At 60.3% G+C, this 24,121-nt stretch carries 20 protein-coding genes; 8 read left to right on the top strand and 12 right to left on the bottom strand.

The window, feature by feature from the left end; all coding sequences use genetic code 11:
- From GRH90_RS14410 to GRH90_RS26530, 3 genes are all read right to left on the bottom strand, one after another.
- Positions 1-702, bottom strand: a 702-nt coding sequence (locus GRH90_RS14410; RefSeq protein ID WP_162366642.1) for a hypothetical protein, incomplete at its 3' end; no start/stop codon positions are given.
- Between the two features lie 544 nt (positions 703-1,246).
- Positions 1,247-2,296 (bottom strand): aldo/keto reductase, encoded by a 1,050-nt coding sequence (locus tag GRH90_RS14405; protein WP_162366641.1) that lies wholly within the window; start codon positions 2,294-2,296, stop codon positions 1,247-1,249.
- 282 nt (positions 2,297-2,578) lie between these two features.
- Positions 2,579-2,701 carry a hypothetical protein gene (locus GRH90_RS26530; RefSeq protein WP_281352762.1) on the bottom strand — a complete coding sequence of 41 codons (123 nt, stop codon included), beginning with the start codon at positions 2,699-2,701 and terminating at the stop codon, positions 2,579-2,581.
- Between the two features lie 230 nt (positions 2,702-2,931).
- On the opposite strand from GRH90_RS26530, the gene agp reads away from it, so the two are divergent.
- The 4 genes from agp (at position 2,932) to GRH90_RS14385 (ending at position 6,727) form a co-directional block, all read left to right on the top strand.
- The gene (gene agp / locus GRH90_RS14400; RefSeq protein WP_178113154.1) at positions 2,932-4,248 is read left to right on the top strand and encodes a bifunctional glucose-1-phosphatase/inositol phosphatase; all 1,317 of its coding nucleotides are present in this window, start codon (positions 2,932-2,934) and stop codon (positions 4,246-4,248) included.
- An 83-nt stretch (positions 4,249-4,331) separates the two neighbouring features.
- On the top strand, positions 4,332-4,829 hold the full coding sequence (locus GRH90_RS14395; protein WP_162366640.1) for a thiol-disulfide oxidoreductase DCC family protein: 498 nt from the start codon (positions 4,332-4,334) through the stop codon (positions 4,827-4,829).
- Between the two features lie 135 nt (positions 4,830-4,964).
- Positions 4,965-5,435, top strand: coding sequence for a MarR family winged helix-turn-helix transcriptional regulator (locus GRH90_RS14390; protein ID WP_246236049.1), 471 nt, complete (start codon positions 4,965-4,967; stop codon positions 5,433-5,435).
- Positions 5,432-6,727 carry an MFS transporter gene (locus tag GRH90_RS14385; RefSeq protein WP_218586249.1) on the top strand — a complete coding sequence of 432 codons (1,296 nt, stop codon included), beginning with the start codon at positions 5,432-5,434 and terminating at the stop codon, positions 6,725-6,727. The genes GRH90_RS14390 and GRH90_RS14385 overlap by 4 nt, the downstream gene beginning before the upstream one ends.
- A gap of 12 nt (positions 6,728-6,739) precedes the next feature.
- Here GRH90_RS14385 and GRH90_RS14380 read toward each other — a convergent pair whose 3' ends face one another.
- From GRH90_RS14380 to GRH90_RS14355, 6 genes are all read right to left on the bottom strand, one after another.
- Positions 6,740-7,708: an MBL fold metallo-hydrolase gene (locus GRH90_RS14380; RefSeq protein ID WP_162366639.1), complete on the bottom strand. Its 969-nt coding sequence runs from the start codon at positions 7,706-7,708 to the stop codon at positions 6,740-6,742.
- Between the two features lie 117 nt (positions 7,709-7,825).
- Complete coding sequence (locus GRH90_RS14375) at positions 7,826-8,686, bottom strand: transporter substrate-binding domain-containing protein (protein ID WP_218586248.1); 861 nt, start codon at positions 8,684-8,686, stop codon at positions 7,826-7,828.
- Between the two features lie 35 nt (positions 8,687-8,721).
- Complete coding sequence (locus GRH90_RS14370; protein ID WP_162366638.1) at positions 8,722-9,426, bottom strand: ABC transporter permease; 705 nt, start codon at positions 9,424-9,426, stop codon at positions 8,722-8,724.
- Positions 9,423-10,181: an ABC transporter permease gene (locus GRH90_RS14365; protein WP_162366637.1), complete on the bottom strand. Its 759-nt coding sequence runs from the start codon at positions 10,179-10,181 to the stop codon at positions 9,423-9,425. Before GRH90_RS14365 ends, GRH90_RS14370 begins: the two co-directional genes overlap by 4 nt.
- 51 nt (positions 10,182-10,232) lie before the next feature.
- Complete coding sequence (locus tag GRH90_RS14360) at positions 10,233-11,930, bottom strand: hydantoinase B/oxoprolinase family protein (RefSeq protein ID WP_162366636.1); 1,698 nt, start codon at positions 11,928-11,930, stop codon at positions 10,233-10,235.
- On the bottom strand, positions 11,927-14,011 hold the full coding sequence (locus tag GRH90_RS14355) for a hydantoinase/oxoprolinase family protein (protein ID WP_162366635.1): 2,085 nt from the start codon (positions 14,009-14,011) through the stop codon (positions 11,927-11,929). Before GRH90_RS14355 ends, GRH90_RS14360 begins: the two co-directional genes overlap by 4 nt.
- A gap of 169 nt (positions 14,012-14,180) precedes the next feature.
- Here GRH90_RS14355 and GRH90_RS14350 point away from each other — a divergent pair, with 169 nt between their 5' ends.
- The gene (locus GRH90_RS14350; protein ID WP_162366634.1) at positions 14,181-14,834 is read left to right on the top strand and encodes a GntR family transcriptional regulator; all 654 of its coding nucleotides are present in this window, start codon (positions 14,181-14,183) and stop codon (positions 14,832-14,834) included.
- A 91-nt stretch (positions 14,835-14,925) separates the two neighbouring features.
- On the opposite strand, the gene GRH90_RS14345 is transcribed toward GRH90_RS14350, so the two are convergent.
- Together GRH90_RS14345 and GRH90_RS14340 are read right to left on the bottom strand one after the other, a co-directional pair.
- Positions 14,926-15,708, bottom strand: a complete 783-nt coding sequence (locus GRH90_RS14345; protein ID WP_162366633.1) for an ABC transporter ATP-binding protein — start codon at positions 15,706-15,708, stop codon at positions 14,926-14,928.
- A gap of 302 nt (positions 15,709-16,010) precedes the next feature.
- Entirely contained in the window at positions 16,011-17,663 is a 1,653-nt protein-coding gene (locus tag GRH90_RS14340) for a glucan biosynthesis protein D (protein WP_162366632.1), read from the bottom strand.
- Positions 17,664-17,960: 297 nt separating this feature from the next.
- Here GRH90_RS14340 and GRH90_RS14335 point away from each other — a divergent pair, with 297 nt between their 5' ends.
- A complete protein-coding gene (locus GRH90_RS14335) occupies positions 17,961-19,313 on the top strand; it encodes an MFS transporter (protein ID WP_376766082.1) in 1,353 nt (450 codons plus the stop codon).
- A 243-nt stretch (positions 19,314-19,556) separates the two neighbouring features.
- The gene (locus tag GRH90_RS14330) at positions 19,557-20,096 is read left to right on the top strand and encodes a GNAT family N-acetyltransferase (protein ID WP_162366630.1); all 540 of its coding nucleotides are present in this window, start codon (positions 19,557-19,559) and stop codon (positions 20,094-20,096) included.
- Between the two features lie 24 nt (positions 20,097-20,120).
- On the opposite strand, the gene GRH90_RS14325 is transcribed toward GRH90_RS14330, so the two are convergent.
- Positions 20,121-22,568 carry a DUF3772 domain-containing protein gene (locus GRH90_RS14325; protein ID WP_246236047.1) on the bottom strand — a complete coding sequence of 816 codons (2,448 nt, stop codon included), beginning with the start codon at positions 22,566-22,568 and terminating at the stop codon, positions 20,121-20,123.
- Positions 22,569-23,017: 449 nt separating this feature from the next.
- On the opposite strand from GRH90_RS14325, the gene GRH90_RS14320 reads away from it, so the two are divergent.
- Positions 23,018-24,118 carry a glycerol dehydrogenase gene (locus tag GRH90_RS14320; RefSeq protein ID WP_162366629.1) on the top strand — a complete coding sequence of 367 codons (1,101 nt, stop codon included), beginning with the start codon at positions 23,018-23,020 and terminating at the stop codon, positions 24,116-24,118.
- Positions 24,119-24,121 lie beyond the last annotated feature (3 nt).

Below are 24,121 nucleotides of genomic sequence, written 5' to 3'. Positions count from 1 at the left end.
GGTGTTAACCCCGGCCCGGGCAATAAACTCACCGACGCCGGGCTTAAAGACCAGTGCTTCCAGCCACCGGTTGAATATCCGGTATTGGCTGGTTTCCGATAATAGCTCCTCGCGATGCGCGCCAAAATCGCCCGACGGTTTGCAGAGCCGCCTGGCCAGACCGGGCAATATCCCGGGGTCCTCCTGCAAAGACTCGATACATTGGTTGATCAAGGCATACCCGCGCCTGGCGGCGTCGCCGGCGGCCGGCGGATGTTTTTTTATCAGCCAATCCGCAACCCGCCGGGTCTGCGCCATGACGTTATCATCCGTAAGGTCGTCGGTTTCGGCCGGGCTGCGTTTGCTTATCGCATGAGCGCGCACCGTCAATGGCGCATCCCAACGCCCGGGGCTTGCAACGGTGGACGGGACGGCTTCAAGGCTATCGCGCCCCGGGCCGCCGCCAGCGGGTTTTATTTGCATCGCCAGGGCCATAGGAGGCAATACGGCGGGCTCACCGGCTTGCGCAACGGATTGGACGCTGACCAGGCCGTAACGGCAATCATGGCGCAGGCGGTCGGCGCCCTCCGTCTGGCGTTTCGCGGTAAGCTGTGGCGCCGGTACTACGGGCGTGTGTATTTTTTTGTTTTGCGCCGGTGATGGCGAAGCGCGGGAAGGCGTATTACAGGCAACATTAGTGATAAATAGCACGCTTTGCAGCATCAGCTCCGCGCGCGCTCTTTTTAGCCCATCGCCCGGACGTCCGGCTAAATAACGGATAGTCTTATGTTGTGATTTTTGATCCGGCATCAAGTGGGAGAATCTATTATGATAATAACCAATACAATTCCTGCTATCTAGCGGGCATAGCGGCATAATCGGCTCCGATTGTGGGAACTTAGAAAATTTCGATAAAATGATTATAACGAGGAAGTCCCTAAATAATCTATGTCGACGCGCTATGATTAATTTTAAATTTTCGCAGGCTGATGCGAGTGAAAACGTATTTATTTTAATAAATATATATTTAATATCATTTACTATAAACATGTTGGCCGGCCATGCCGCGATGTGCCCCGGTGTTTTGAATTATTGTGATAAAACCAGGATTCCCCTGAACTATGGCAATCGAGAGAGATAATAATACTGACGGGATAATTAATATTACAGCAGCACCGCCAGTCCATTTTTTTTAACGACCATCTTCTGGCGGCGATCCTTAATACGACCGCCGCAGGTGATTATACTTATACCCACGTCGCGCGCGCTAGTCCTTATCGGCGTCGTTCAGGCGCTGGCGGCGATTTTCGCCCTGGCGCTCCAGCATCCAGCCCGGGTATTCGGCCGGAAGCCGGCTGACCTTATCCAGCCTGGCCAGCTCGTCCGGCGACAGGGTAATAGCGGTGGCGGCGATATTATCTTCCAACTGCTCGATTTTTTTCGCGCCGATGATAACGCTGGTCACCACCTGTTGATGCAGTAGCCACGCCAGGGCAATCTGCGCCACAGACGCCCCTTTGGCCGCGCCGATTTCCCGCATGGCGTCGATGCAGTCATAGGCGCGTTCCTTATTGACCGGCGGAAAATCGAAGGTGGTGCGGCGGCTGCCCTCCACCTCGGCGGTATGGCGGTCATATTTGCCGCTTAACAGACCGCCGGCCAGCGGGCTCCAGGTCAGCAGGCCGACCTTTTCGCTTTGCAGCAGCGGCACCAGTTCCCGCTCCAGATCCCGGCCGGCGATGGTGTAGTAGGCCTGCAGGGACGCAAACCGCGCCAGCTCCAGGCGGGCGGAAATGCCCAGCGCCTTCATGATCTGCCAGGCACTCCAGTTCGATACGCCGATATAGCGCACATGCCCGTGCTGGACCAGATTGTCCAGGGCATAGAGCGTTTCCTCGATAGGCGTGGCGGGATCAAAACCATGCACCTGGTAGAGATCGATATGATCAAGCTGCAGACGCTTCAGGCTGGCTTTTACCCCGTCCATAATATGAAAGCGCGACAGCCCGGAGGAGTTCACGCCCTGGGTGCCGCTGGCGCCAAACACCTTGGTGGCCACCACCACGTCTTCCCGCGCCACCTTCAGGTTTTTCAGCGCCTGGCCGGTGATGGTTTCCGATCGCCCTTCCGAATAGACATTGGCGGTGTCGATAAAGTTAATGCCGGCGTCCAGGGATCGGCCGATAAGCCGCTCGGCGTCCGCCTGCTGCAGGTTGCCGATTTGCCCCCACATGCCGCCCTCGCCGCCAAAGGTCATGGTGCCGAGGCAAAGCTCGGAAACAAATAAACCGGTATTGCCGAATGTGCTGTAACGCATAATTCCTCCGAAAAGAGATTTCCTCCGGCCTTTGCTTTCCGTAAACATTGACACCTGTGGTCAACAACGCCTGTCTGTAACGGATGCGGTGTACATAATTCTCAGAAGGCAAGGCTTGAAGGGCGTGAAGAAGGGAATTGATAGCATCATCGCAGGACCGGGGGTAGCGCACCCGTGCCCTTGCTGATGCTGAGTATAGCTAATAGTAATTTATACCGGGTAACGGTGATGATCATGCGGATTTACGTAACTTTTTGTGTTTTCCCCCATGCGCCGCATTGGCTATTCATTGGACATCACCAGTAAATAACGGCAAGGCTGCGCGCCGGGGTTATCGAATTCCAGCGCGCTCCATGCCGAAATACCGGCAATCGCCCCGCGCCGGCGCAAAGCGTTCATCGCCATAGGCGGTCCCCCCACCAACCATAAACGCCGCCGATAGGGCGCGCTATCAGCCCGGTAATGGAAATACCCGGCCCGGCGCATCCGGCAGCGAGGACACCGCCGGTTATTGGCAATGTGACTCTGATCCCTAAATTTTCCTTATTAAGGATTATGCTGAAAATACTTTATATTCAATAGGCTATATTTACCTTAAAGCAATTGCTATTGTTATTGATATTAGGAAAAGCGTAATGAAAATAACGACCTCCGGTTTGACCCTTGGCCTGCTGGCGATGCAGTTGGCTCTTTCCCCCGCCCCATTGCTGGCGGCCGAAAAAAAAACCCAGGTTCCGCCGGGTTATCAGCTGGAGCAGGTGGTGGTGCTAAGCCGTCACGGCATCCGCGCGCCGTTGGTGAACTATGGCGATGCGCTGGCTGAGGCGACGCCGCAGAAATGGCCGGTATGGCAGACCGGCGGTGGGTTGCTGACGCCAAAGGGCGCGGCGGTGGAACAACATGTGGGCCGGTATTTCCAGCAGTGGCTGGCGCAAACGCGGCTGATCCCCCAGGACGGTTGCCCGGCGGACCAGCAGGTATTTATCTACGCCAACAGCCTGCCGCGCACCATTGACACGGCCAAAGCATTTCTGGCCGGCGCATTCCCGGAGTGCAAAATCGCTGTCACCCACCAGGCCGCCGTCGGCACCATGGACCCGACCTTTAATCCGATTATTACCGCCGACGTGACCGATAGCTTCAGGCATAATGCGCTGGACTCCGTTAACCGGCACGCGGGCGCCGGCGGCATCGACGGGCTGAACCAACGGCTCAAGCCGAACTACAGCCTGCTGCAAGATGTCCTGGATTACCGTCAAGGCACGGCCTGCCAACGGGATAAAACCTGCGATCTTGCCGCCCAACCGTCCTCGGTGACCCTGATTACCGGTAAGGAACCCGGCATCAACGGCCCGCTGCGCACCGCGACCGGCGCCACCGACGCCTTTATGCTGCAATATTATGAAGGTTTTCCGCTCAAGGACGTTGCCTGGGGTAAGGTGACCACCGACAAGCAGTGGCGGCGGTTGGAAACCATTAAAAACCTCTATCACGAAACGCTGTTCGGCTCGCCGGCCATCGCCGCCAATGCGGCCAAGCCCTTGCTGGGCTTTATTGCCGGCGCGCTGGATATACAGCCGGCGGCGGACGCCAATCAACAGGCCGCGCAGCGGGCAAAAATGACCCTGCTGGCGGGCCATGATTCCAACATCGCCTCGCTGCTGGCGGCGCTGCATACCCGGGATTACCGGCTGCCGGGACAATTTGAGCGCACGCCGATCAGCGGGGCCGTGGTATTCCAGCGTTGGCACGACCCTAAACAAAACCGGGATCTGATGAAAATGGAATATGTCTATCCCACGGCCAGCCAAATTCGCAATACGAGCCCGCTGTCGCTTTCCGCGCCGCCGCAACGTGTCACTCTAACCATCGGCGGATGCACGGTGGATGCCGACGGATTCTGCCCGATGACGCAGTTTAAGCAGGCGGTACTCAAGGATTTACAAGGCTGACGCGGTAAGATGCGGCACGGGCCGTCACCCTGCGCCAACCGCCTTGGTAGCATACGGAACAGGTATTATAGGGGGTATGAATCATGGAAAACGCCAGACGCAAATCGACCGCGCCGCCGCTCTATGTTATCCGCAACGAGCGTCTTACGCCCCCGCCGCATCTGCTGGCAGGCGAGCGGGTCATCCTGTTTGATGGCGAATGCGTGTTATGCCGGCGGCTGGTACGTTTTCTGATCCGTGCCGATTGGCGCAAAAAAATTCACCTGGCCACGGTGCAATCGCCCGCGGGCCAGGATCTCCTGCGTTGGGCCGGCCTGCCCACCGATAATTTCAGCACCATCGCCTATATCGCCAACGGCGAGGTGTCGACCCGCTCGACGGCCTTTTTTGCCGCCCTGGGCGAGCTGGGCTGGCCGTGGCGCGCCCTGCTGATACTGCGTTTTTTTCCCCGGGTGTTGCGCGACGGTATCTATAACGCCGTCGCCCGTAATCGCTATCGCTGGTTCGGCAGGCTACCCAGCGGCACCCTGCCCCCCGATGACGGCCAGGGCCGCCGTTACCTGGATCGCGGTCGCGGGTAGTGGCTTCCGGCATGACAGGCGCCGCCGGGCTGATCCACGCATGACGGTGTTATAAACGGTTACCTGGATTAACATATCCGCGCACTATTTATGAAGGTAACCTTTGTAGGTTACCTTTATATCTGTTATTTTTTCATGATGAACACAGATGAACGACCCAATGAACCCGGCGCCGCGCGCACCTTAGCCCTGGTAAGGGACTTTCGTATCCTGATTGGCCAACTGAAACGTTGGCTCCGCGAAGAGGCGCGCCCGGGCGGGCTCACCCCGGCGCAGATTGCCGTTATCAGTCGCCTGGAGCGTGGCGGTCCCCTGACCGTGACCGGCCTCGCCCGGGCCGAAGGCTTGCGTCCCCAGTCCATGGGCGCCACCGTGGCCGCCCTGCAGATGGCCGGGCTGGTCGCCGGTTCGGCGGACCCGGCCGACGGCCGTCAAACCCTGCTTTCCCTGACCGACGCGTGCCGCAAGCTGATTGCCGGCAACCGGGCGGCGCGCGAGGATTGGTTGTTCCAGGCCGTGCGTGCCCGGTTCACCCCGGCGGAGCAGCAGGAACTGGCCAACGCGGTAGCGCTGCTCAAACGTCTTATCGACGATCCCCACCCATGAAACCCAAAGGCAGCCTGGCCGCGGGGATGTTTCGCTCATTAACCAATGCTAACTACCGGATATGGGCCGGCGGCGCGCTGGTGTCCAATATCGGCACCTGGATGCAGCGCACCGCGCAGGACTGGCTGGTGCTGACGCACCTGACCCATAATAACGCCACCGCCGTGGGCGTGGTGACGGCGCTGCAGTTCGGACCGCAAATCCTGCTGCTGCCGCTGACGGGATTTGCCGCCGACTACTTCGACAGGCGTAAGCTGTTGATCGCCACCCAGGCGTCCATGGGTATGCTGGCGCTGGGACTGGGGATGCTTACCGTCGCCGGCCTGGCGCAGTTATGGCAGGTATACGTATTTGCGTTTTTACTGGGCTGCGCCGCGGCCTTTGACGCGCCGGCGCGCCAGACCTTCGTGGCCGAATTGGTGGCAGAAGCCGACCTGTCGAACGCGGTGGCGCTGAATTCCACCTCGCTTAACGCCGCGCGGATGATAGGTCCGGCCATCGCCGGCGCGCTGATTGCCATCGTGGGGTCCGGCTGGCTGTTCCTGATCAACGCCGCCTCCTTTGTCGCCGTGCTGGTCTCGCTGCATTGCCTGCGCGCCGGCGTGCTGCATACCCGCATCAGGGCTGCCCGCGCGCCGGGCGGTTTTGCCGAGGGATTTCGTTATGTCTGGCGGCGGCCGGCGCTCAAGACCATCCTGCTGATGATTTTTCTAATCGGCGCCTTCGGGCTTAATTTCCCGATTTTTATTGCCACCATGTCGGTCGGCGTGTTTCATACCGGCGCCGGCCAGTATGGGCTGCTGACCTCGATCATGGCCTTTGGATCGGTGATCGGCGCGCTGCTCGCCGCCAGGCGAACCACCACCGGCATTACCCTGCTGTTCGCCAATACGGCGATCTTCGGCGTCGGCCTGGCGCTTGCCGCCGTCATGCCCAACTATCTGATGTTCGGCATCGCGCTGGTGTTTATCGGCGTGACGGCGCAGACGTTGACCACGTCGGCAATCAGCCTGATGCAGCTATCGACCGAACCCGCCATGCGCGGACGCGTCATCGCTATTTTCCTCGCCATCGCCCTGGGCGGCACGCCCATCGGCGCCCCGGTGGTCGGCTGGGCGGCGGACAGGTTCGGCCCGCGCTGGGCGTTGGGCATCGGCGCCGCCTCGGGACTGGCCGCCGCGCTGGTGGGGGTATATTACCTGATAAAATACCGCCATTTGCGCGTGCGCGTTGAACGCCGCCGCCTGCGCTTTACCCTTGAAGGCGGCGATCCCATGGCCGGGCTGCGTTAATCCGGCAGTGGGTTAGCGTATCTCGCCGTAGCCGATAGGCGTCCAGCGATAGCCCTGTTGCCCGTTTTCGACGACATAACCGATGCCGGGAAAGGTGATATGGGCGCCGGCAATCAGCGTTCGCTGGTGCGCCATCAGCTTTAACAACCCGGCGCGGGTCTTCACCGCCTGGGCGCCGTCGGCGTCAAAACCCACGGCCAGCTGCGGATGGGCAAACTGCAGGGCGGAGTAATGCACGATATCCCCCCAGAATAAAATGCGCTGCCCGCCCTGCTCCAGAACAAAACCGGTGTGTCCCGGCGTGTGGCCGGCCAGGGCGATGGGCTGCAGGCCGGGGAGCAGGTCCTTGCCGGCGGTAAAGGTCTTCAGCTTACCGGCGTCTTTAAACGGCGTCAGGATATCCCTTGCGCGCTGAAACCCCGTCTGCTGCGCCTGCGGCGCCTTGGCCGCCTGGCTTGCCGAGAGCCAATAATCCACCTCCGGTTTTGCCGCCCAGACGGTGGCGTTCGGATATGCCGGCTGGCCGTCGGCGGTGACCAGGCCGCCGATATGATCGCCGTGCATATGGGTCAATAAAATCATATCCACCTGCTCCGGCGCGTATCCGGACGCCCTCAGGTTGGCCGTGACCTGACCGAAACCGGGTCCCAGCAGTTTGCCGCCGCCGGTATCAATCAGGATCAGGTGTTCGCCGGTATTCACCAGAAAGCTGTTAACCGAACCATTAACCACTTTAGGCGCGTCGCCGTCCACGTCCTTGACATAGCGTTGCAACTGGTCGGGCGTGGCGTTTTTGAACAGCGTCAGGGGAAAGGTGGAACTGCCGTCATAAAGAGCGGTGATTTCCGCATTGCCGACCATGATCCGGTAGTAGCCCGGCGACTGGGTTTTGATTTGCGGCGTTGCGACGGCCAGGGCCGCGGGCATCACTACCGCGGCACAGAGTAGGATGGCGGCGCGGGTAACGGCTTTAATCGTCATGGTAGGCTCTCCGGCGAAAGGTTCAGGTAGTAGGAAGCCCCACTACCTTACCTTTAATTGTTCACTTTTACACCAATATCATGACTTATCAATGCTATATCCACACACCGGCTTAGCTTAGCGCGGGCTGACATCCATATGGAATACCGGTTCCGATAGCCTGGCCACCGTACCGTCCGCCAGGGCTTCCTGGATGGCTTTATCAAACAAGGCCTTGAGCGCAGTGTCCCCTTTGCGCAAGCCGATGCCCGCCCCTTTGCCGACGACGCCGCCGCTAAAGCAAGGCCCTGCCAGTACGATATCGGCGCCGCCCGGCTTGGTCATGCTGCCCAACAGCGAGTCTTTCGACGCCACGATGGCGTCCAGCCGCCCCGAGGCCAGGTCGAAATCACGCGCGTCGGGAGTCTTATACTGGCGCACCTCGGCCGTCTCCTGCAGATAGGTTTTGGTAAAGTTGACCGAGGTGCCGGCGGACATGGTGCCGACCACCTTGCCTTGCAGCGCGGCTTTTACCGGCGCCCAGGCTTCGGCGGCGGCGGCCTCGTTGTTCAGGGAAACCACCGCGTCGTCCTTAGGCAACTTTTTCGCGATATCGCTGCCCTTGCGGGTCGCCAGGGTATAACACAGCGAGGCATAGGGCAGGCTGAAAGCGATGGACTCCTCCCGCTTGGGGGTGATGCCCAGGTCATCGACGATGGCATCGAATTTACCGGCGTTCAGCGCCGGGATCATGCCGTCGAAGCTCTGGGCGGTAAAAGTACAGGCGACCTGCATCCGGTCGCAGAGATTTTTAACCAGATCGATTTCAAAACCGGCGATGGCGCCGTCGGACTTGGTGTAATTCCACGGCGGGAACCCGCCTTCGGTAACGATATGCACCTCCCTGATCGGCTCGTTCGCGGCATGCGCCGCGCCACCCAGCTGGGACAGGCCCATTCCCGTCATCAGTAACGCGCGGCTTAATCTGGTCATTGTCATATCCGGTTTTCCTGTAGTTTACGTTTAAGGGTGGATTATCGGGCGCCAGCCGACGGCGGACGCAGGTTGGCGTTAAGCCGGTACTCGAGCAGCATAATGCCGCGCGTCAGGATAAAGTTAATGCCGAAATACAGTATGCCGGCGGCGATAAATACCGCCATCGGCCGATAGGTCTCGGAGACGATGGCCGAGGCAATGCCGGTGACCTCCATCAGCGTTACCAGGGAACCCAGGGATGTGCCCTTGATCATCGACATGACCTCGTTGCCGTAGGCCGGCAACGCCTGGCGTATCGCCAACGGCAAGATAATGCGGCGGTAGAGCAACGGACGCGACATGCCGCAGGCGCGTCCGGCCTCAAGGGCGCCTTGGGGTACCGACAGCAGGCCGCCGCGGATAATTTCACCGGTATAGGAAGAGGTATTGATGGTCAGCGCCAGCAGCGCGCACCAGTAAGGCTGCCGCAGCAGCGGCCACAGCACGCTATCCCTGAGGCCCGCATATTGTCCCAGGCCGTAATAGATCAGGAACATCAGCACCAGCAGCGGCGTACTGCGAATCACCTCGACATAGAACCAGGCCAGGACCCGCGGCGCGCGCCTGGCGGATAACGCGGCAAAAGCGATGGCCAGGCCGAGCAGCGCCCCCAGCAGCAACGAGCAGGACGCCAGTTCCAGCGTCAGCGGGATGCCGGCGGCAAGCTGGCGCAGGACATCGAGGATAAATGCGCCGTCTCTCATGGCTTAACGCCTCCCAGGGCCTGGGTTGCCCGGGTTCCGGTGCCGCGAACCCCGCGGGAATAGTGCCGCTCGGCGCGCCTGAGCAGCAGGCCCGAGATAATCGCCATCAGCACATAAATAGCCGCCGCCGTGAGGTAGAAATCAAACGGCATATGGGTCGAGTCGGCCGCCACCTGCGTGGCGCGCATTAACTCAATGATGCCGGTGGCCGACAGCAGCGAGGAGTCCTTCAACAGGCTCAGCCACACATTGCCCAATCCCGGCATGGCGGAACGCAGCAGCAACGGCGCCAGGACGCGCCGGAAACAGGTGGCGGGCGACATGCCGAACGCCATGGCAGCCTCCAGCTCGCCGGTGGGTACCACGCTAAAGCCGCCGCGCAGCACCTCGGTGCATAACGCGCCGCCCACCACCCCAATGGCGATGGTCCCGGCCACAAACCCGGGCAGGCTGATAAAACCGTTCGCGGCAAAAAAATGTCCCACGTCGGTCAGCAGCGCGCTGCTGCCGAAATACACCAGGTAAATCACCAATAGATCCGGCACGCCGCGCAGCGCGGTGGTGTAGAGATCGGTCAACAGGCGCACCATGGCGTTGCCGCGGATCTTGCACCAGGCACCCAGCGCGCCGATAACCAGGGCCAGGATAAAACCGCACACCGCCACCGCCAACGTCAGGCCGGCGCCGGCCAGCAGCCGACCTCCCCACCCCCCGGCGCCAAAACCGATCAATTGCAGATAGTCAGCCGTTTCCATCAGTTGTTCTCCGGGACCAAGATAAGGGCGCCAGCAGCGCCGTACGCGCCGCTAGTCGTCATGCAATAGCGGATCGGCCGGATCCAGGCCGTAGATGTCCACCGCCGCCTGTCGGGATATGCGCTCCTCGCGCAGGTCGCGGCGCACCCGATCCCGGCAGCGCCGCCGGGGATCGCCGTAACCTCCGCCGGCCGCCGGCACGATGCCCACCGATTGTCCGGCGGCCAGGATCCCGGCGCGGCCCACCAGCGGCGCGATGCCCGGAGCCAGTTCCACCCGCGCGGGGATACCCGCCAGGCCGCCGAACAGGCCGAAAGGCGGGATACGATGATTGGTGCCGCCGGCGGAAAGCGTGGCGGTATGGTCCAGCACGCGCACGCGGCGGCGCAGCGTCATGCCGCCGCGATATTCGCCCGGGCCGCCGGAATCCTGTACCAGCTCATAGCGCTCCACCATCACCGGATGCTCGCTTTCCAGGGCCTCGATAGGCATATTGGCGGTATTGGTGATATTGACCTGCACGCCGTCCAGGCCGTCCTTGTCCGCCCTGGCGCCCATGCCGCCGCCGTGCATTTCATTGTAAACATAGAACCGCCCGGTGCGCGGATGCATGCCGCTGGTGGTCAGCAGCATGCCGCCGGTCGACGCGGCGGCCACCCTGTCCGGCAGGGTCGGCGCAAAGGCGGCGAAGATCATATCCACCAGCCGCGGAGCGAGATCGGTACGGCTATAGACGGCGGCGGGCGCGGTAGCGTTAAGAATGCTGCCCAGCGGCGCCGAGACATGGATCGGCCGGTGGAAACCGGCGTTGGCCGGGATTTCGGGGTCTACCAGCACCTTTACCGCGTAATAAACCGTCGCCAGCAGCGCGGTAAACACCATATTAATCGGCGCGCGCACCTGGGACGGCGCATAAGGGAAGGTAAAGAAGATTTCATCGTTCCTGACCTCGATATTCACCGTCAAATCCAGGGTTTCGGCTATCAGGTTGGTGTCGAAATCATGGCGAAAGCTGTAGTTCCCATCCGGGATGGCGGCGATACCGGCCCGGGCGCGGCGTTCGGTATAGTCCAGAATCGCCTGCCCTGCGGCGGCCACCACGCCGGCGCCGTATTTGTCGCACAGGGAATGGAAACGCTCCACGCCAAGCCGGCTGGCGGCGGTCTGCGCGCGCAGATCGTTTACCCGCTCGCGCGGCACCTGGCAATTAAGCAAAATCAGCTGCAGCACATCATCCTGCAGTACGCCCTGGCGGTAGAGCCTGACCGGCGGGATACGCAGCCCTTCCTGGAAGATATGGGCATGGCCGCGATCGACAAAATCGGAGTGATGCGCCAGGTTGGCGACCCATCCCACCAGTTGCTCCTGGTAAAACACCGGCTCCATCAGCACAAAATCATTCAGGTGCGTACCGCCGCCGGTATAGGCGTCGTTGCCGATAAAGATATCACCCGGCCGGAGGGTGGCCAAATCGGTATTGGCCAGCACATACTCCGTTATGCCCAGCAGGGAGCCGAGATGGATGGGGATATGCTCGGCAAGGGCCAGCGTCCGGCCGTCCCGATCGAATAGGGCGGTGGAGCAATCGTGCCGCTCTTTAATATTGGTTGAAAACGCGGCGCGGATCACCGCTTTGCCCATTTCCTCGGCAATGGTGGCCAGCGCGCTGCCGATCACCTCGACGGTGATGGGATCAACCTCGGGCAATGCGCGCCCGGAAACGCCGGGGATGCAGGGATTTATGCTCATGCTTCGATCACCAGGTTAAGATAGCTGTCGACGGTGGCGGTTTGCCCCGGCAGCACCAGGGTGGTTGAATCCATCTGGTCCACAATCGCCGGCCCCGTGAAGCGGTGGCCGAACCCCAGCCGGGCGCGGTCGTAAACCGGGCAGTCGGTAAAACCGCCCGCCTCGGGGATCCAGACTGCCCGCCGGCCCATGACCGCGTCGGCCGCCGGATGTTGCGCCGGGTCCGACCGCGGGAAGCCGGCTTTGGCAACGATGCCCACCGCCTCCAGGCGCAGCGCGGTGATCTGTACCGGTTCGTCATCGGCGACATAACCATAGGCCTGACGATGGGCCTGCTCAAAGCCATGGCGTAGGGTCTCCAGCGCGCGCTCATCAATCATGCCGGCGGGACAGGCCACCGTCAGTTCATGCCCTTGTCCGGCGTAGCGCAGATCCAGGGCGCGTGCCAGCTGCCGGCGCTCCAGACCGATATGTTCTTCGCTGAACCAGGCGTCGGCCCGGTCCTCAAGCAGCGCATAGCCATGGCGGATAGCCCCGGCCGCCTCACTATCCAGCGGCCGCAGCAGGGCCGATGAAAAACTGCTTTTCAGGTCGGTCAGCAGCAGGCCCAGGGCGCACATGATGCCGGGGAATTTAGGGATCACCACCTTGGGCATATCCAGCGCCCGGGCCAGCCGGGACGCATGGATCGGACCGGCGCCGCCAAAACCGAACATCACGAAATGGCGCGGATCGTAGCCGCGCTCCACCGAGATAACCCGGATGGCCTTGGCCATATTGGCCACCACGATACTGATAATCCCCTGGGCGGTTTGCATAACGTCCAGGCCAAGCTCGAGGCCCAGCCGGGTAATCGCCTCGACGGAGCGCCGCCGGTCGATAGGCAGCCGGCCGTTTAACAGATGGGTCGGATTGAGGACCTGCAGCACGACATTGGCATCGGTCACGGTGGCCTCGGTATTGCCCCGGCCATAGCAGATAGGGCCGGGATCGGCGCCGGCGCTGCGCGGCCCGACTTTCAGCAGGCCGCCGGCGTCGATATGGGCGATGGAGCCGCCGCCCGCGCCCACCGTATGGATATCCAGCATCGGCAGCTTAAGGGGATAACCGTGGATCACCGCCTCGGTGGACACCTGGGGCCGGCCGCCGTTGATAAGCGAAACGTCGGTGGAGGTGCCGCCCATGTCGAAGGTAATGATATCCCGATAACCGGCCAGTTGGCCGATGGCCAGCGCGCCGGTGACGCCCGCGGCGGGGCCGGAAAGCACCGTGCGCGCCGGGAAGGCCTGCGCGGCGGCGGAGGAGATGATGCCGCCGTTGGATTGCGTCAGTTGCACCGGCGCGGTAATCCCCAACGCCTGCAGCCGCGGCCGCAAACCCTGCAGATAATTTTTTACCAACGGGCCGAGATAGGCGTTCACCACCGTGGTGGAGAAGCGCTCGTACTCGCGCATTTCCGGCGCCACTTCATGAGAGACGCTGACAAAAGCGCCGGGCAGTTCTTCCAGCACGATCCGGCGGGCCAGCAGCTCATGTTCCGGTGCCAGGTAGCTGAACAGAAAACATATCGCCACCGAGCCTGCGCCCGCGTCTCGCAGACGGCGCGCGGCCTGGCGTACGCCCTGCTCATCCAGCGGCGCCAAAACGCCGCCGTCGAAACCTACCCTCTCGTCGACTTCCAGCCGACGGTCACGGGATACCAGCACGGTGGGCTTCTCGGTTTGCAAATCATAGAGGGCGTCGCGGGTCTGGCGGCGCAGCTCCAGCACATCGCGAAAACCGGCGGTGGTGATCATCCCGGTGGCCGATCCGCGTCCGACGATCAGGGCATTGGTGGCAACGGTGGTGCCATGGCCGAAATAGACAACTTCAACGGCCTGGCCCCTCAGGCGCGTCACCTCCGCCAGCCCCTGCTCCACGCCGCGGGCAATGCCCAGAGAAGGATCGCCGGGCGTGCTGCTGACTTTCCAGACGACGATGTCGCCGCTGGTTTCATCAAACATGCAGATATCGGTGAAGGTTCCGCCCGAATCCACGCCGATGCGTAAACGAAGAGGCCCTTGCGGTGCGGCTGTGGTCATGACGCTTTCCTGAAGAAAATTTTGCAAACATTAATGGCGCCATTATTGGATCACAATAAGTTTTCTGTCAAATCTTAGTTTATGCTATAGTTCCGCCATTAATCGTCCGGCCATTATGGGTGACAGGCGAAGCGTTTCAGACTTTTTAAAGTCGGGGTAAAATCCTGAAATGACATCAATTACGATAAAAGAGAGCGCGCAACAGCGGGCGCGGGATCTGGTGGCGCGCATCGAGCGCGATATCAATATCGGCCGCTTCGGCGCCGGCGCATGGCTTAAACAGGTGGAATTAGAAGAAACCTATGGCTGTTCCCGCCTGAGCGTGCGCCAGGCCCTGGAGCGTCTTGCGGAGCGTGGGCTGGTGGAGCTGATTCCCCAGCGCGGCGCGCGCGTGATGGAATTTAACGCGCGCAAACTGCAAAATATCATCGAGATGCGCGCGCTGCTGGAAGTGGGAGCGGTGGAAAAGGTCTGCGGACGGATTGACGCCGCCGGCTTTGAACGCCTGACCGAACTGGCCCGCCATTTTCAGGATCGGGTGCAATCGGGCACCGCCCAGGAGCAGGAGGAGAGCAATCGCGAATTTCATCGGGAGATGCTGCGCCACTGCCCCAATAGCGATCTCAATACCATGATCTTTGATTTACGCGATCGCATCCCGGTCAGCGTCCGGCGCGAGCACAATACCGCCCTGACCCTGGCGCGCACGGCCGCGGAACACTTCGAGATTATCGACTGCCTGCGCCGGCAGGATCTGGACGCGCTGCGCATCGCCATGCGCCGCCATGTGATCGGCGCCTATCAGATGGACGCCGACGCCTAAGCCAAAGGTCGTGGGTGCCGGCGTCCCGCAACCCCGGGCAAATATTCCCGGGATCGCGCCTTGCCGAATGCCATGCGCGCGTTTTTCCCCGTTACTGGACGCGCTGGTGATGGCTGGAGATAAACTGCCGGAAACGTTCGGACGGGTGCTGGTTGAACAGCTCCTCAGGCGCGCCCTGCGCCTCGATGCTGCCCTGGTGCATGAACACCACGCGGTTTGAGACGCCGCGGGCAAAACCCATTTCATGGGTCACCACCAGCATGGTGCGCCCCTCCTCCGCCAGCGCGCGCATCACCTTCAGCACCTCGCCCACCAATTCGGGATCCAGGGCCGAGGTCGGCTCGTCAAACAACATCACCTCCGGGTCCATGGCCAGCGCGCGCGCAATCGCCACCCGCTGTTGCTGCCCGCCCGATAGCTGGGACGGGTAATAATTGCGCCGGTCATACAGCCCCACTTTCGCCAGCAGCTGCTCGCCCCGCTCAACGCAGAGCTTGCGCGATCGTTTCAGCACATGCTGCGGGCCTTCGATGACATTTTGCAGCGCCGTCATATGGGGCCATAAATTAAAATTCTGGAATACCATGCCGAGCCGGGCGCGGATATTGTCAATCTGGCGGCGATCGGCGGGCAGCTGATGCCCTTGCCGGTGACGCTTCATGACGATGGTCTCGCCGCCGATGGCGACGGTGCCTTCATCCGGCGTTTCCAGCAAATTGATGCAGCGTAAAAAGGTGCTTTTACCGGAGCCGCTGGCGCCCAGTATGGAAATGACTTCTCCCTGGCGGGCATCCAGCGAAATGCCCTTCAATACCTCTTGGTCACCAAAGGATTTGCGGATGCCGATCATCGACAGGGTAATGGGGGAAGGCATACGGCGGCTCCGGCTGTAATAACGTTGATACGGTACTTGTATAGACAAGATCAAGCAATTACGGGGCCAAAAGTCGGTGCGGGGGTAAAGTATAATTAATGTTTTAAAAACAGATCATTAGAATAATCATGTACAGGGGGCGAACGTGCGGGAGGAAAAAAGCGCCGCTATTGGTGCAGGATACCGACAACATGCACCGTTTTGATGCCTGGGCTGATGGATAATTATGCTGCTTAACCAGCAAAAAAGAATCCGGCCGGTGGCCAGATCCTTTTCCGCGGTCCCTGAAAGCGCGAACCCGGTCAGCTCATCTGCCGGTCGTCGACGTATTTGCGTTTATCGGGCGGCGGCGGGAAATATTGATATAGCCAGGTTTCGCTCAGCACGCTACCGCGCGTGCGCAGGAACATGCGCAGTTCCACCGGATCGACCGAATCGCTGTCCGGCGTCCAGTCGAACAGGACGCGGTAGCCGTCCATCGGTTCGACAAACAGGATCTCGATATTATCGATTTTGCCGCGCGAGGGCGTGATCACCGGCTCGATACCCTGGGGAGCAGCCGCCTTGATCTCGCCGCCGACAAAATCAATGGCGAAACGACGCGCCCAGGTCGCGGGATAATGCTCGCCCGGCGCCCAGCCTTCAGGAAAGCCCCCCATGCCGGTACGGGTGGCTTTGACCCGCGACAGCGGACTGCTAACCGGCGGCTCGCCGCTCCAGTACAGGCGATAGCTGAAGCTTAGATCCTGCCCGGCCTGGATCGGCTCGGCGGGCTGCCAGAAGCAGACGATATTATCCAGGGTTTCGCCGGTGGTCGGGATCTCAAGCAGGTTAACCGACCCCTTGCCCCAGTCGCCGACCGGCTCCACCCATAGGCTGGGCCGCTTGTTGTACCAGCCGATCACGTCCTGGTAATTGTCAAAATCATGATCGAGCTGCAGCAGGCCGAACCCCTTGGGGTTCTCGTCGAGATACTCGTTAAACTGCAGCTTTTGCGGATTATTCAGCGGGCGGCAGACCCATTCGCCGTTGCCACGCCACATCGCCAGGCGATCGGAATCGTGGATTTGCGGATGGATGGTGTCGCAGGTACGCCGCTCGTTGGTGCCGCAGCTGAACATACTGGTTATCGGCGTCACGCCAAGCTGCTTGATTGCCGTACGGGCATGGATATGCTTCTCGATATCCATTACCACCCGTTCTGCTTCGCAGTGGATGACAAAACGATAAGCGCCGGTGGCGCTGGGGCTATCCAGCAGCGCATACAGCGTGAACGTGGTGTCGGTGGGCTGCGGCTTATCGAACCAGAAGGCGACGAAATCAGGAAACTCTTCGCGCTGGTCGGTAAAGGTATCGATGGCCAGGCCCCGGGCCGACAGACCGTACTGGTAGGTATCGTCCACCGCGCGGAAATAGCTGGCGCCGAGGAAGGAGACCACGTCGCGGCGGGTCAGCTCCGGCGCCTTATTGACTTTAAACCCGGCAAAACCCAGGTTGTCGCGGCCCTGCAGCTGGGCGGTATCCACCCCGGCGTTATGGTAATTAAACAGCTCGGGGCGGAAATGAATTTCCTTGGCCATATGCGCCTGGGGATCAACGGAATACATCCGCACCCGGCGTTTAAATCCCATGCCGACGTGAAACAGATGCACATCCAGCTGGCGGCCGGGGACATCGTGCCAAAGCGAATGGTTGGCATCGTACTGGATGTCGTTATAAGCCTGGGGCGTCAGTTCCGCCAGGGTCTTCGGCAATTCGGCCGGCGGGCCGCCAAACGGCTGCCCCGCCAGGTTGGCGGCCATGGTTTTCAGCGTGGAAAAATCGAACGCGCTCGCGCTGCCGTCGGCGATATTATCGGCGGCCTGCGCCGAGCGCACAAACAATGATGCCATGGCGGGCACGCCGCAGTAGGCGGCCAGGGCCAATGAAGCTTTGATAAATGATCTTCGTTCCATGCCGGAAAAGGTTCCTATAACTGGCAATATAGTGTCCGCGCGGAGCCGTTCGCCGGCGGGCATCGCGGCGGGCTTCGGGCGTTCGGCTCCTCCCGGGTTCGACTTTTTCGACAGCGGGCGGCAAAAAAAATTCCACTAAAAAGGATTACAGCGCCAATGAGTTTACGGTAAATGCCGCCCGGATGCGCGGATTGGGCAAAAATATCTCTCTGCGCCCAGGTTAACATACTGATGAAAGAAAATGAGAGAGAGATCACTTTTTACAATGCTATGAAAATGTTAAGAGAATGTTTTTAATTGCATGGGTTATTAATAATGTCCACACCTGCTTCCCAGTCCGGAGCCAGTCAGGCCGGCATCATGACCGTCTTGCGGGTCACCTGCGGTAATTTTTTGGAAATGTACGATTTTATGGTGTTCGGCTACTATGCCAGCGCCATTGCCGCCACGTTTTTCCCGAACAGCAATCCGTTCGCCTCGCTGATGATGACCTTGATGACCTTTGGCGCCGGGTTCCTGATGCGGCCGCTGGGCGCATTGGTGCTGGGAGCCTATATCGACCGTCACGGCCGGCGCAAGGGGCTGCTGCTGACCCTGGCGCTGATGGCGTTCGGCACGCTGACCATCGCCTGCGTGCCCGGGTACGCCGCCATTGGCGTGGCCGCGCCGGCGTTGGTGCTGCTGGGGCGACTGCTGCAGGGGTTTTCCGCCGGCGTGGAACTGGGCGGCGTATCGGTCTATCTGGCTGAAATCGCCCCGCCGGGCAAGAAGGGCTTTTATGTAAGCTGGCAATCCGCCAGCCAGCAGGTGGCGGTCATCTTTGCCGCCTTGCTCGGAGTGGCGCTGCACCATCTGTTTGGCGACGCCATCATGGCGGACTGGGGCTGGCGGGTACCGTTTTTTATCGGTTGCCTGATTGTGCCGGTGTTATTCTGGATCCGGCGGATGCTGGAGGAAACCAATGAATTCAAACGGCGCGCCCATCACCCCCATACCGCCGAAATCATGCGTTCGATGGCGGAGAACTGGCGGCTGGTGCTGCTCGGCATGTTTATGGTGACCACCACCACCGTGGCTTTTTATATGATTACCGCCTTTACGCCCACCTATGGCAAAAGCGTGCTGCATTTCAGCGAGCAGCAAAGTTTTATCGTCACGATGTGCGTCGGCATATCCAATCTGTTCTGGCTGCCGGTGATGGGCGCGGTATCGGACAAAGTCGGCCGACGGCCGATGCTGCTGGCCTTTAGCGCCCTGATACTGCTGACCGCCTACCCGGTATTGCACTGGCTGGTCGGCGCGCCGGCCTTCAGCCGGTTGATGATGGCCCAGCTCTGGCTCTCGTTCCTCTACGCCAGCTATAATGCCGCCATGGTGGTCACGCTCGTCGAAGTCATGCCGTCCCAGGTGCGGGCCACCGGTTTTTCCATGGCCTACAGTTTGGCGACGGCGATTTTCGGCGGATTCACCCCGGCGATGTCCAGCTATCTGATCCACGCCAGCGGCGATAAGGCCATGCCCGGAGCCTGGCTATCGCTGGCGGCGCTGCTGGGGCTGGTCGCCGCGCTGCTGCTGCCCAAAATGCGCCGGTATGGCGCGGTATTCCGCCGTGGCCCGGCCCTCAGCGCCGGCGCGGCGCAAGGCGACTAGCCAAAGACGAGCCATCGTCGGCGGGAGTCGCCGCATACGCTTGAGAATGCCGTGACGGGACACCGCACAGGATGGCGTAACCTCTTTCATTGTGTTCTCAGCGGCATGATGCTCCGGCAATGCCCGGCCGGCGTCGGCATGACTAAGATTTTCTTATGGCGCTGATAAGATGAAGGGGCTACCCCGCGTTTTATTTCTGAATTATGCTAAACGCCAGTATTATTTGCGTTATAGGCTGATAAATTGTCCATACCCTTAAGTATTACCGATGCCAGCGAAGCGGATATGGCCGCCATCCAGGCAATCTACGCCTGGCACGTCCTGCACGGCATCGCCTCTTTCGAGACCGAACCGCCCGCCGTGGCGGACATGATCGCGCGCCGCGCCGCCGTGCTGGACAAGGGGTTGCCCTGGCTGGCGGCCAAGTTTGGCGACCGGGTGGTCGGCTATTGCTATCTTGGCTTATATCGCCCGCGCCATGCCTACCGCTTCACCGTCGAGGATTCCGTCTATATCCATCCTGAAATGGGCGGCCAGGGCATAGGCCATGCCCTGCTGGTTGAAGCCATCGCGCGCGCGCAGCGCGGCGGCTGGCGCCAGATGCTGGCGGTGATCGGCGACAGCGACAATATCGGCTCCATCCGCCTGCATGAAAAGCTGGGATTTCGTCTTATCGGCACCCTGGCCGCCGTCGGGTTTAAGCACGGCCGCTGGGTGGATACGCTGCTGATGCAGCGTTCGCTGGGGGAAGGGCAAAACACGCTGCCCGGGCCGCCGGCGTGACCGGTTGAACAAGCCGACTTCAGGCTACTGGACCGTGGTGTCCAGGATGCCCGGCGCCGCCGGCGGTGAATTCTCCAGGATCATTTTCTGCGGGGTGGATAGCACGATGCCGGCGGCCCGCATACGTTTAAGCATCTCGAACAACAGGTCGCTCTTGGTGCCGGCCACGATACGGGGACTGCTGACGAATCCGGTCACGCTCAGCACGATGCCGCTCGGGCCAAGCTGGCTAAAGGTCACCGACGGCGCGGGCGTATCCTGGATGGACTCATGATCGCGGTAGGTCTCGAGCAACAGATTGCGTACCTGTTCCGGGTCGATATCCAGCGGGAACGTCAGGGCGATGGTCGCCACGCCCTGGGCGTTGCCCATGGTGGCGTTACGCACATTCTGCGAGATAAACTGTGAATTCGGCACGATCACGGTGGACCTGTCGCCCAGCTGGATTTCGGTGGCGCGCACGTTGATGCGCCGGATATCCCCTTCAACCCCGCTAATGGTAATCAAATCACCCACTTTCACCGGCCGCTCGATCAGCAAGATAATGCCGGAAATAAAGTTCTTCACGATTTCCTGCAACCCGAAACCGATACCCACCGACAGGGCGCTGACGATCCAGGCCAGATTATTCCACTGGATGCCGAGCGTCGACAGCGTCATCAGGGCAATCAGGACATAACCCATATTACTGAACAGGATCACCAGCGAAGCGCGCATGCCGGGTTCCATCATGGTCTTCGGCAGGAAGTCCTTATCCAGCCAACGTCTGGCCGAGCGCAGCACATAGATGCCGATCGCCAGGAAAATCAGGGCATTCATCACATGGGCCGGGACAATATTCAGTTTTTCCAGCCCTTTGCCCCCCCACATATCCACCGCCTTGTTCAGCAGCGCCAGCGGGGTGGTGGAACCAAAAGTGCCGTTAAGCAACGCCACCGCCGCCAGCAGGATCAGCACCGTTTTGCCGATGGCCGCCAGCAGCGTGGAGGCCTGGCCCAAATGCCGGTCGTCTAGGCCGAGGGAATGCTTGATACGCTGGCCGATCAGGGTAGCGGGTGAAAACAGGCTATCGGACAGATCCACCACCAAATGGATCAGCAGATAGAGGCAGGACAGGACTATGCCCACCCATATCAACTCATAGGTCAGGAACCGGGCCAGGGCAATATAGCCGATCAGCAGCGAAAGCAGGATGGCGACGGCGGTAACGGTAATACACAGATGAATCAGCCCGGCAATCGTCCTGCGCGCCTCCGGCTCCCCGCCTTCGGCCAACAGCTTGCGTCGGGTACGATTGGTGCGCAGCGGCCCGTAGCCCGCGGTCAACGCCACCAGCAGCGCCGAGATGCCGTTGCCGAAAATGGTGGTGGCCACGCTGGTGCCGACCAGGTTGTTCATCTGCTCCACCGCGCCGAACACCAGGATGAACGAGGCCAGCATCGGCGGCAGGGAACGCATCGCCACCGCCACCGGATCGGCAATGGACAGCAGGCGCCATGAGGGCCGCTTAATGGATAGCAGCCCCCGGCCAAGCCCCGCAATCAGGGCGGAAAATAACGTAAGCTTGAATATTTCAATGGTAAAATCTATGACCAATTGCGACGCGTCTGGATGGCGAAGAATCAACAGCAAGATAAACTGCGCCCCCAGCCCAACGCTGAATACCGTGATCAGCGCGGTGGCGGTGGCCAGGAAACTGCGCCGCAGACGCCCTTCCGGCAGTACGTTGATACAAAACCATGCCAGGAGCCTGTCCAGCAGGCGGGAACCGAATGCCCACACGGCCAACGCCATAATCAACAGCGCGGCCGAGCCGAAGCGCCAGCCGGGTTCCCAGGCCGCCAGCCAGGCCTCTTTTAGCTGTTCGCCGAAATTATCCAGGCGCCGGGCGTCCTCAGGCGCGGTATTAAACAACGGCGACCAGAAGCCCCCCGACAGGATACTGCCCGAGTTCAGCGCCATCTGCGTACGCAGCGCATTGCGGCGGATATCGACAATTTGTACCGACAAATTGACCGCGCCGGTACTGATGGCTTTGGCATGTTCAAGCTGCCCGTCGATGAGCGTTTTGCTCTTGTTCAGGGTATTGCGCTGTTGGGCGACCACGCCGGTTTCAGGCATCGCGCCTTCGGCGGGCGGCGGTCCCAGGATATCGAGCTGCGCCTGCACCTGCGCCCGGTCGGGTTGGATGGACGCCACCAGCGCATCGGCATCGGCGGCCAGCTGCAGCGTTTCGTCGTTTAACGCGCTCAACTGATTATCACTGGTGGCGGCGGACACACGCTGCTTTATGCTGTCCAACTGTTTTTGCAGTTTGGGCAGTTCCACGCTTGCCACCAGCTTAGGCGCGGCCGGGGCGTTGGCCGGCTTGGTATCGGCGGCAAAACAAGCATTGATGGGGGCCCCCGCCGCCGCAATGATAAACACCATCAATAAGCAACGGTGCAAACAGGTCCGAAAAAGAATATGCATAGGGTAAATTGTTCCGAAAATCAACGATGCCGTGGCCGCTACGCCGGTTGGTCTGAATGCGACTCTCTCACTGGTAAATGTCTGCGCTATCAATTACTTACATACTACTGACTCTCGGCAGCCCGCGCTATCCGTCCAGAAACCGATAGGGGTTACTACACCAGTCACATTATATTCGCCCACTAATATTACACTGAATCCCATGAAGCGTATTGCCGTCATCACATGAAATATCAGCGATCGTATCCACGGGTATTCATTGGCAACACACTTGCCAGCATCCGCGCAACGGGATGGCGAGCTTTTTGTACTACAATTCTCCATCCCCAGGCGAAAAATGCCCGCGCGCGGTTATGCCGCGCTGACGTACCGCATCAATGGCCATACATGGCATAACGCTTCATGATTAATAGTCATAGCAGCGTTTCATCACACACGAGGTCATCATCATGAGTCATTTTATTTTTGCTTCTCCCGGCAAATATGTTCAGGGCCGAGGATTACTCGATGAGTTGGGCAAACATCTGACTACGCTCGGTACCAAGGCCTTTGTAATAGCCGACGATATCGTATGGGAAATTACCGGTAAACGCGTTAAGACTTCTCTTGAACACGCGGGCGCCGATTTTACCTATGAACGATTCAACGGCGAGGCATCCAGCAACGAAGTCCTGCGTCTGGCGGACATTGCCCGCGCCGCGCATACCGATATCGTGGTGGGCCTGGGCGGCGGTAAAACCCTCGACACCGCCAAGGCGGTGGCGGACGAGCTCAAACAACGGGAGGCCATAGTGCCGACGGCCGCCTCCACCGACGCGCCCTGCAGCGCCCTGTCGGTAATCTATACCGATGAAGGCGTATTCGACACTTACCGATTTTACAGCAAGAACCCGGATTTGGTACTGGTGGACACCGGAGTCTGCGCGCGGGCGCCGGTACGGCTGTTCGCCTCCGGCATTGCCGACGGCCTGGCGACCTATGTCGAAGCGCAGGCGGTAAAACGCACCAATGCGCTGTCGATGGTGGGCGGCAAACCGACCATCGCCGGCATGGCTATCGCCAGGGCCTGCGAAGAAACGCTGATGGCTTATGGCTATAGCGCCTATAAAGCGGTGGAGCAGCAAGTGGTTACGCCGGCCGTCGAGGCGGTGGTGGAAGCCAATACCCTGTTATCCGGTCTCGGGTTCGAAAACGGCGGCCTGGCCGGCGCCCATGCCATCCATAACGGTTTTACCGCCGTCAAAGGCGATATCCATCATCTGACCCACGGCGAAAAAGTGGCTTACGGCACGCTCACGCATATGGTGCTCGAACAGCGTCCGGATGAGGAGATCGCCCGTTATATTCGTTTTTACCGCCAGATCAAAATGCCGACTACGCTTAAGGAAATCCATTTAGAAAATGAAACCTTTGAGAATCTGGTTAAAATCGGTGAACTGGCCTGCGCCGAAGGGGATACGTTAAGGAACCTGAACGTTAATCTCACCGCGCAGGAAGTGGCTCACGCCCTGATTGCGGTGGACGCCTTCAGCAAGTCCGTCGGCGACTGACCC

It is taken from the genome of Acerihabitans arboris, from assembly GCF_010131535.1.
In the GTDB taxonomy this organism is placed as follows: Bacteria; Pseudomonadota; Gammaproteobacteria; order Enterobacterales; family Enterobacteriaceae; genus Acerihabitans; species Acerihabitans arboris.
Note: the sequence above shows the minus strand (reverse complement) of the source record. Positions and strands in the feature narration are given on the sequence as shown.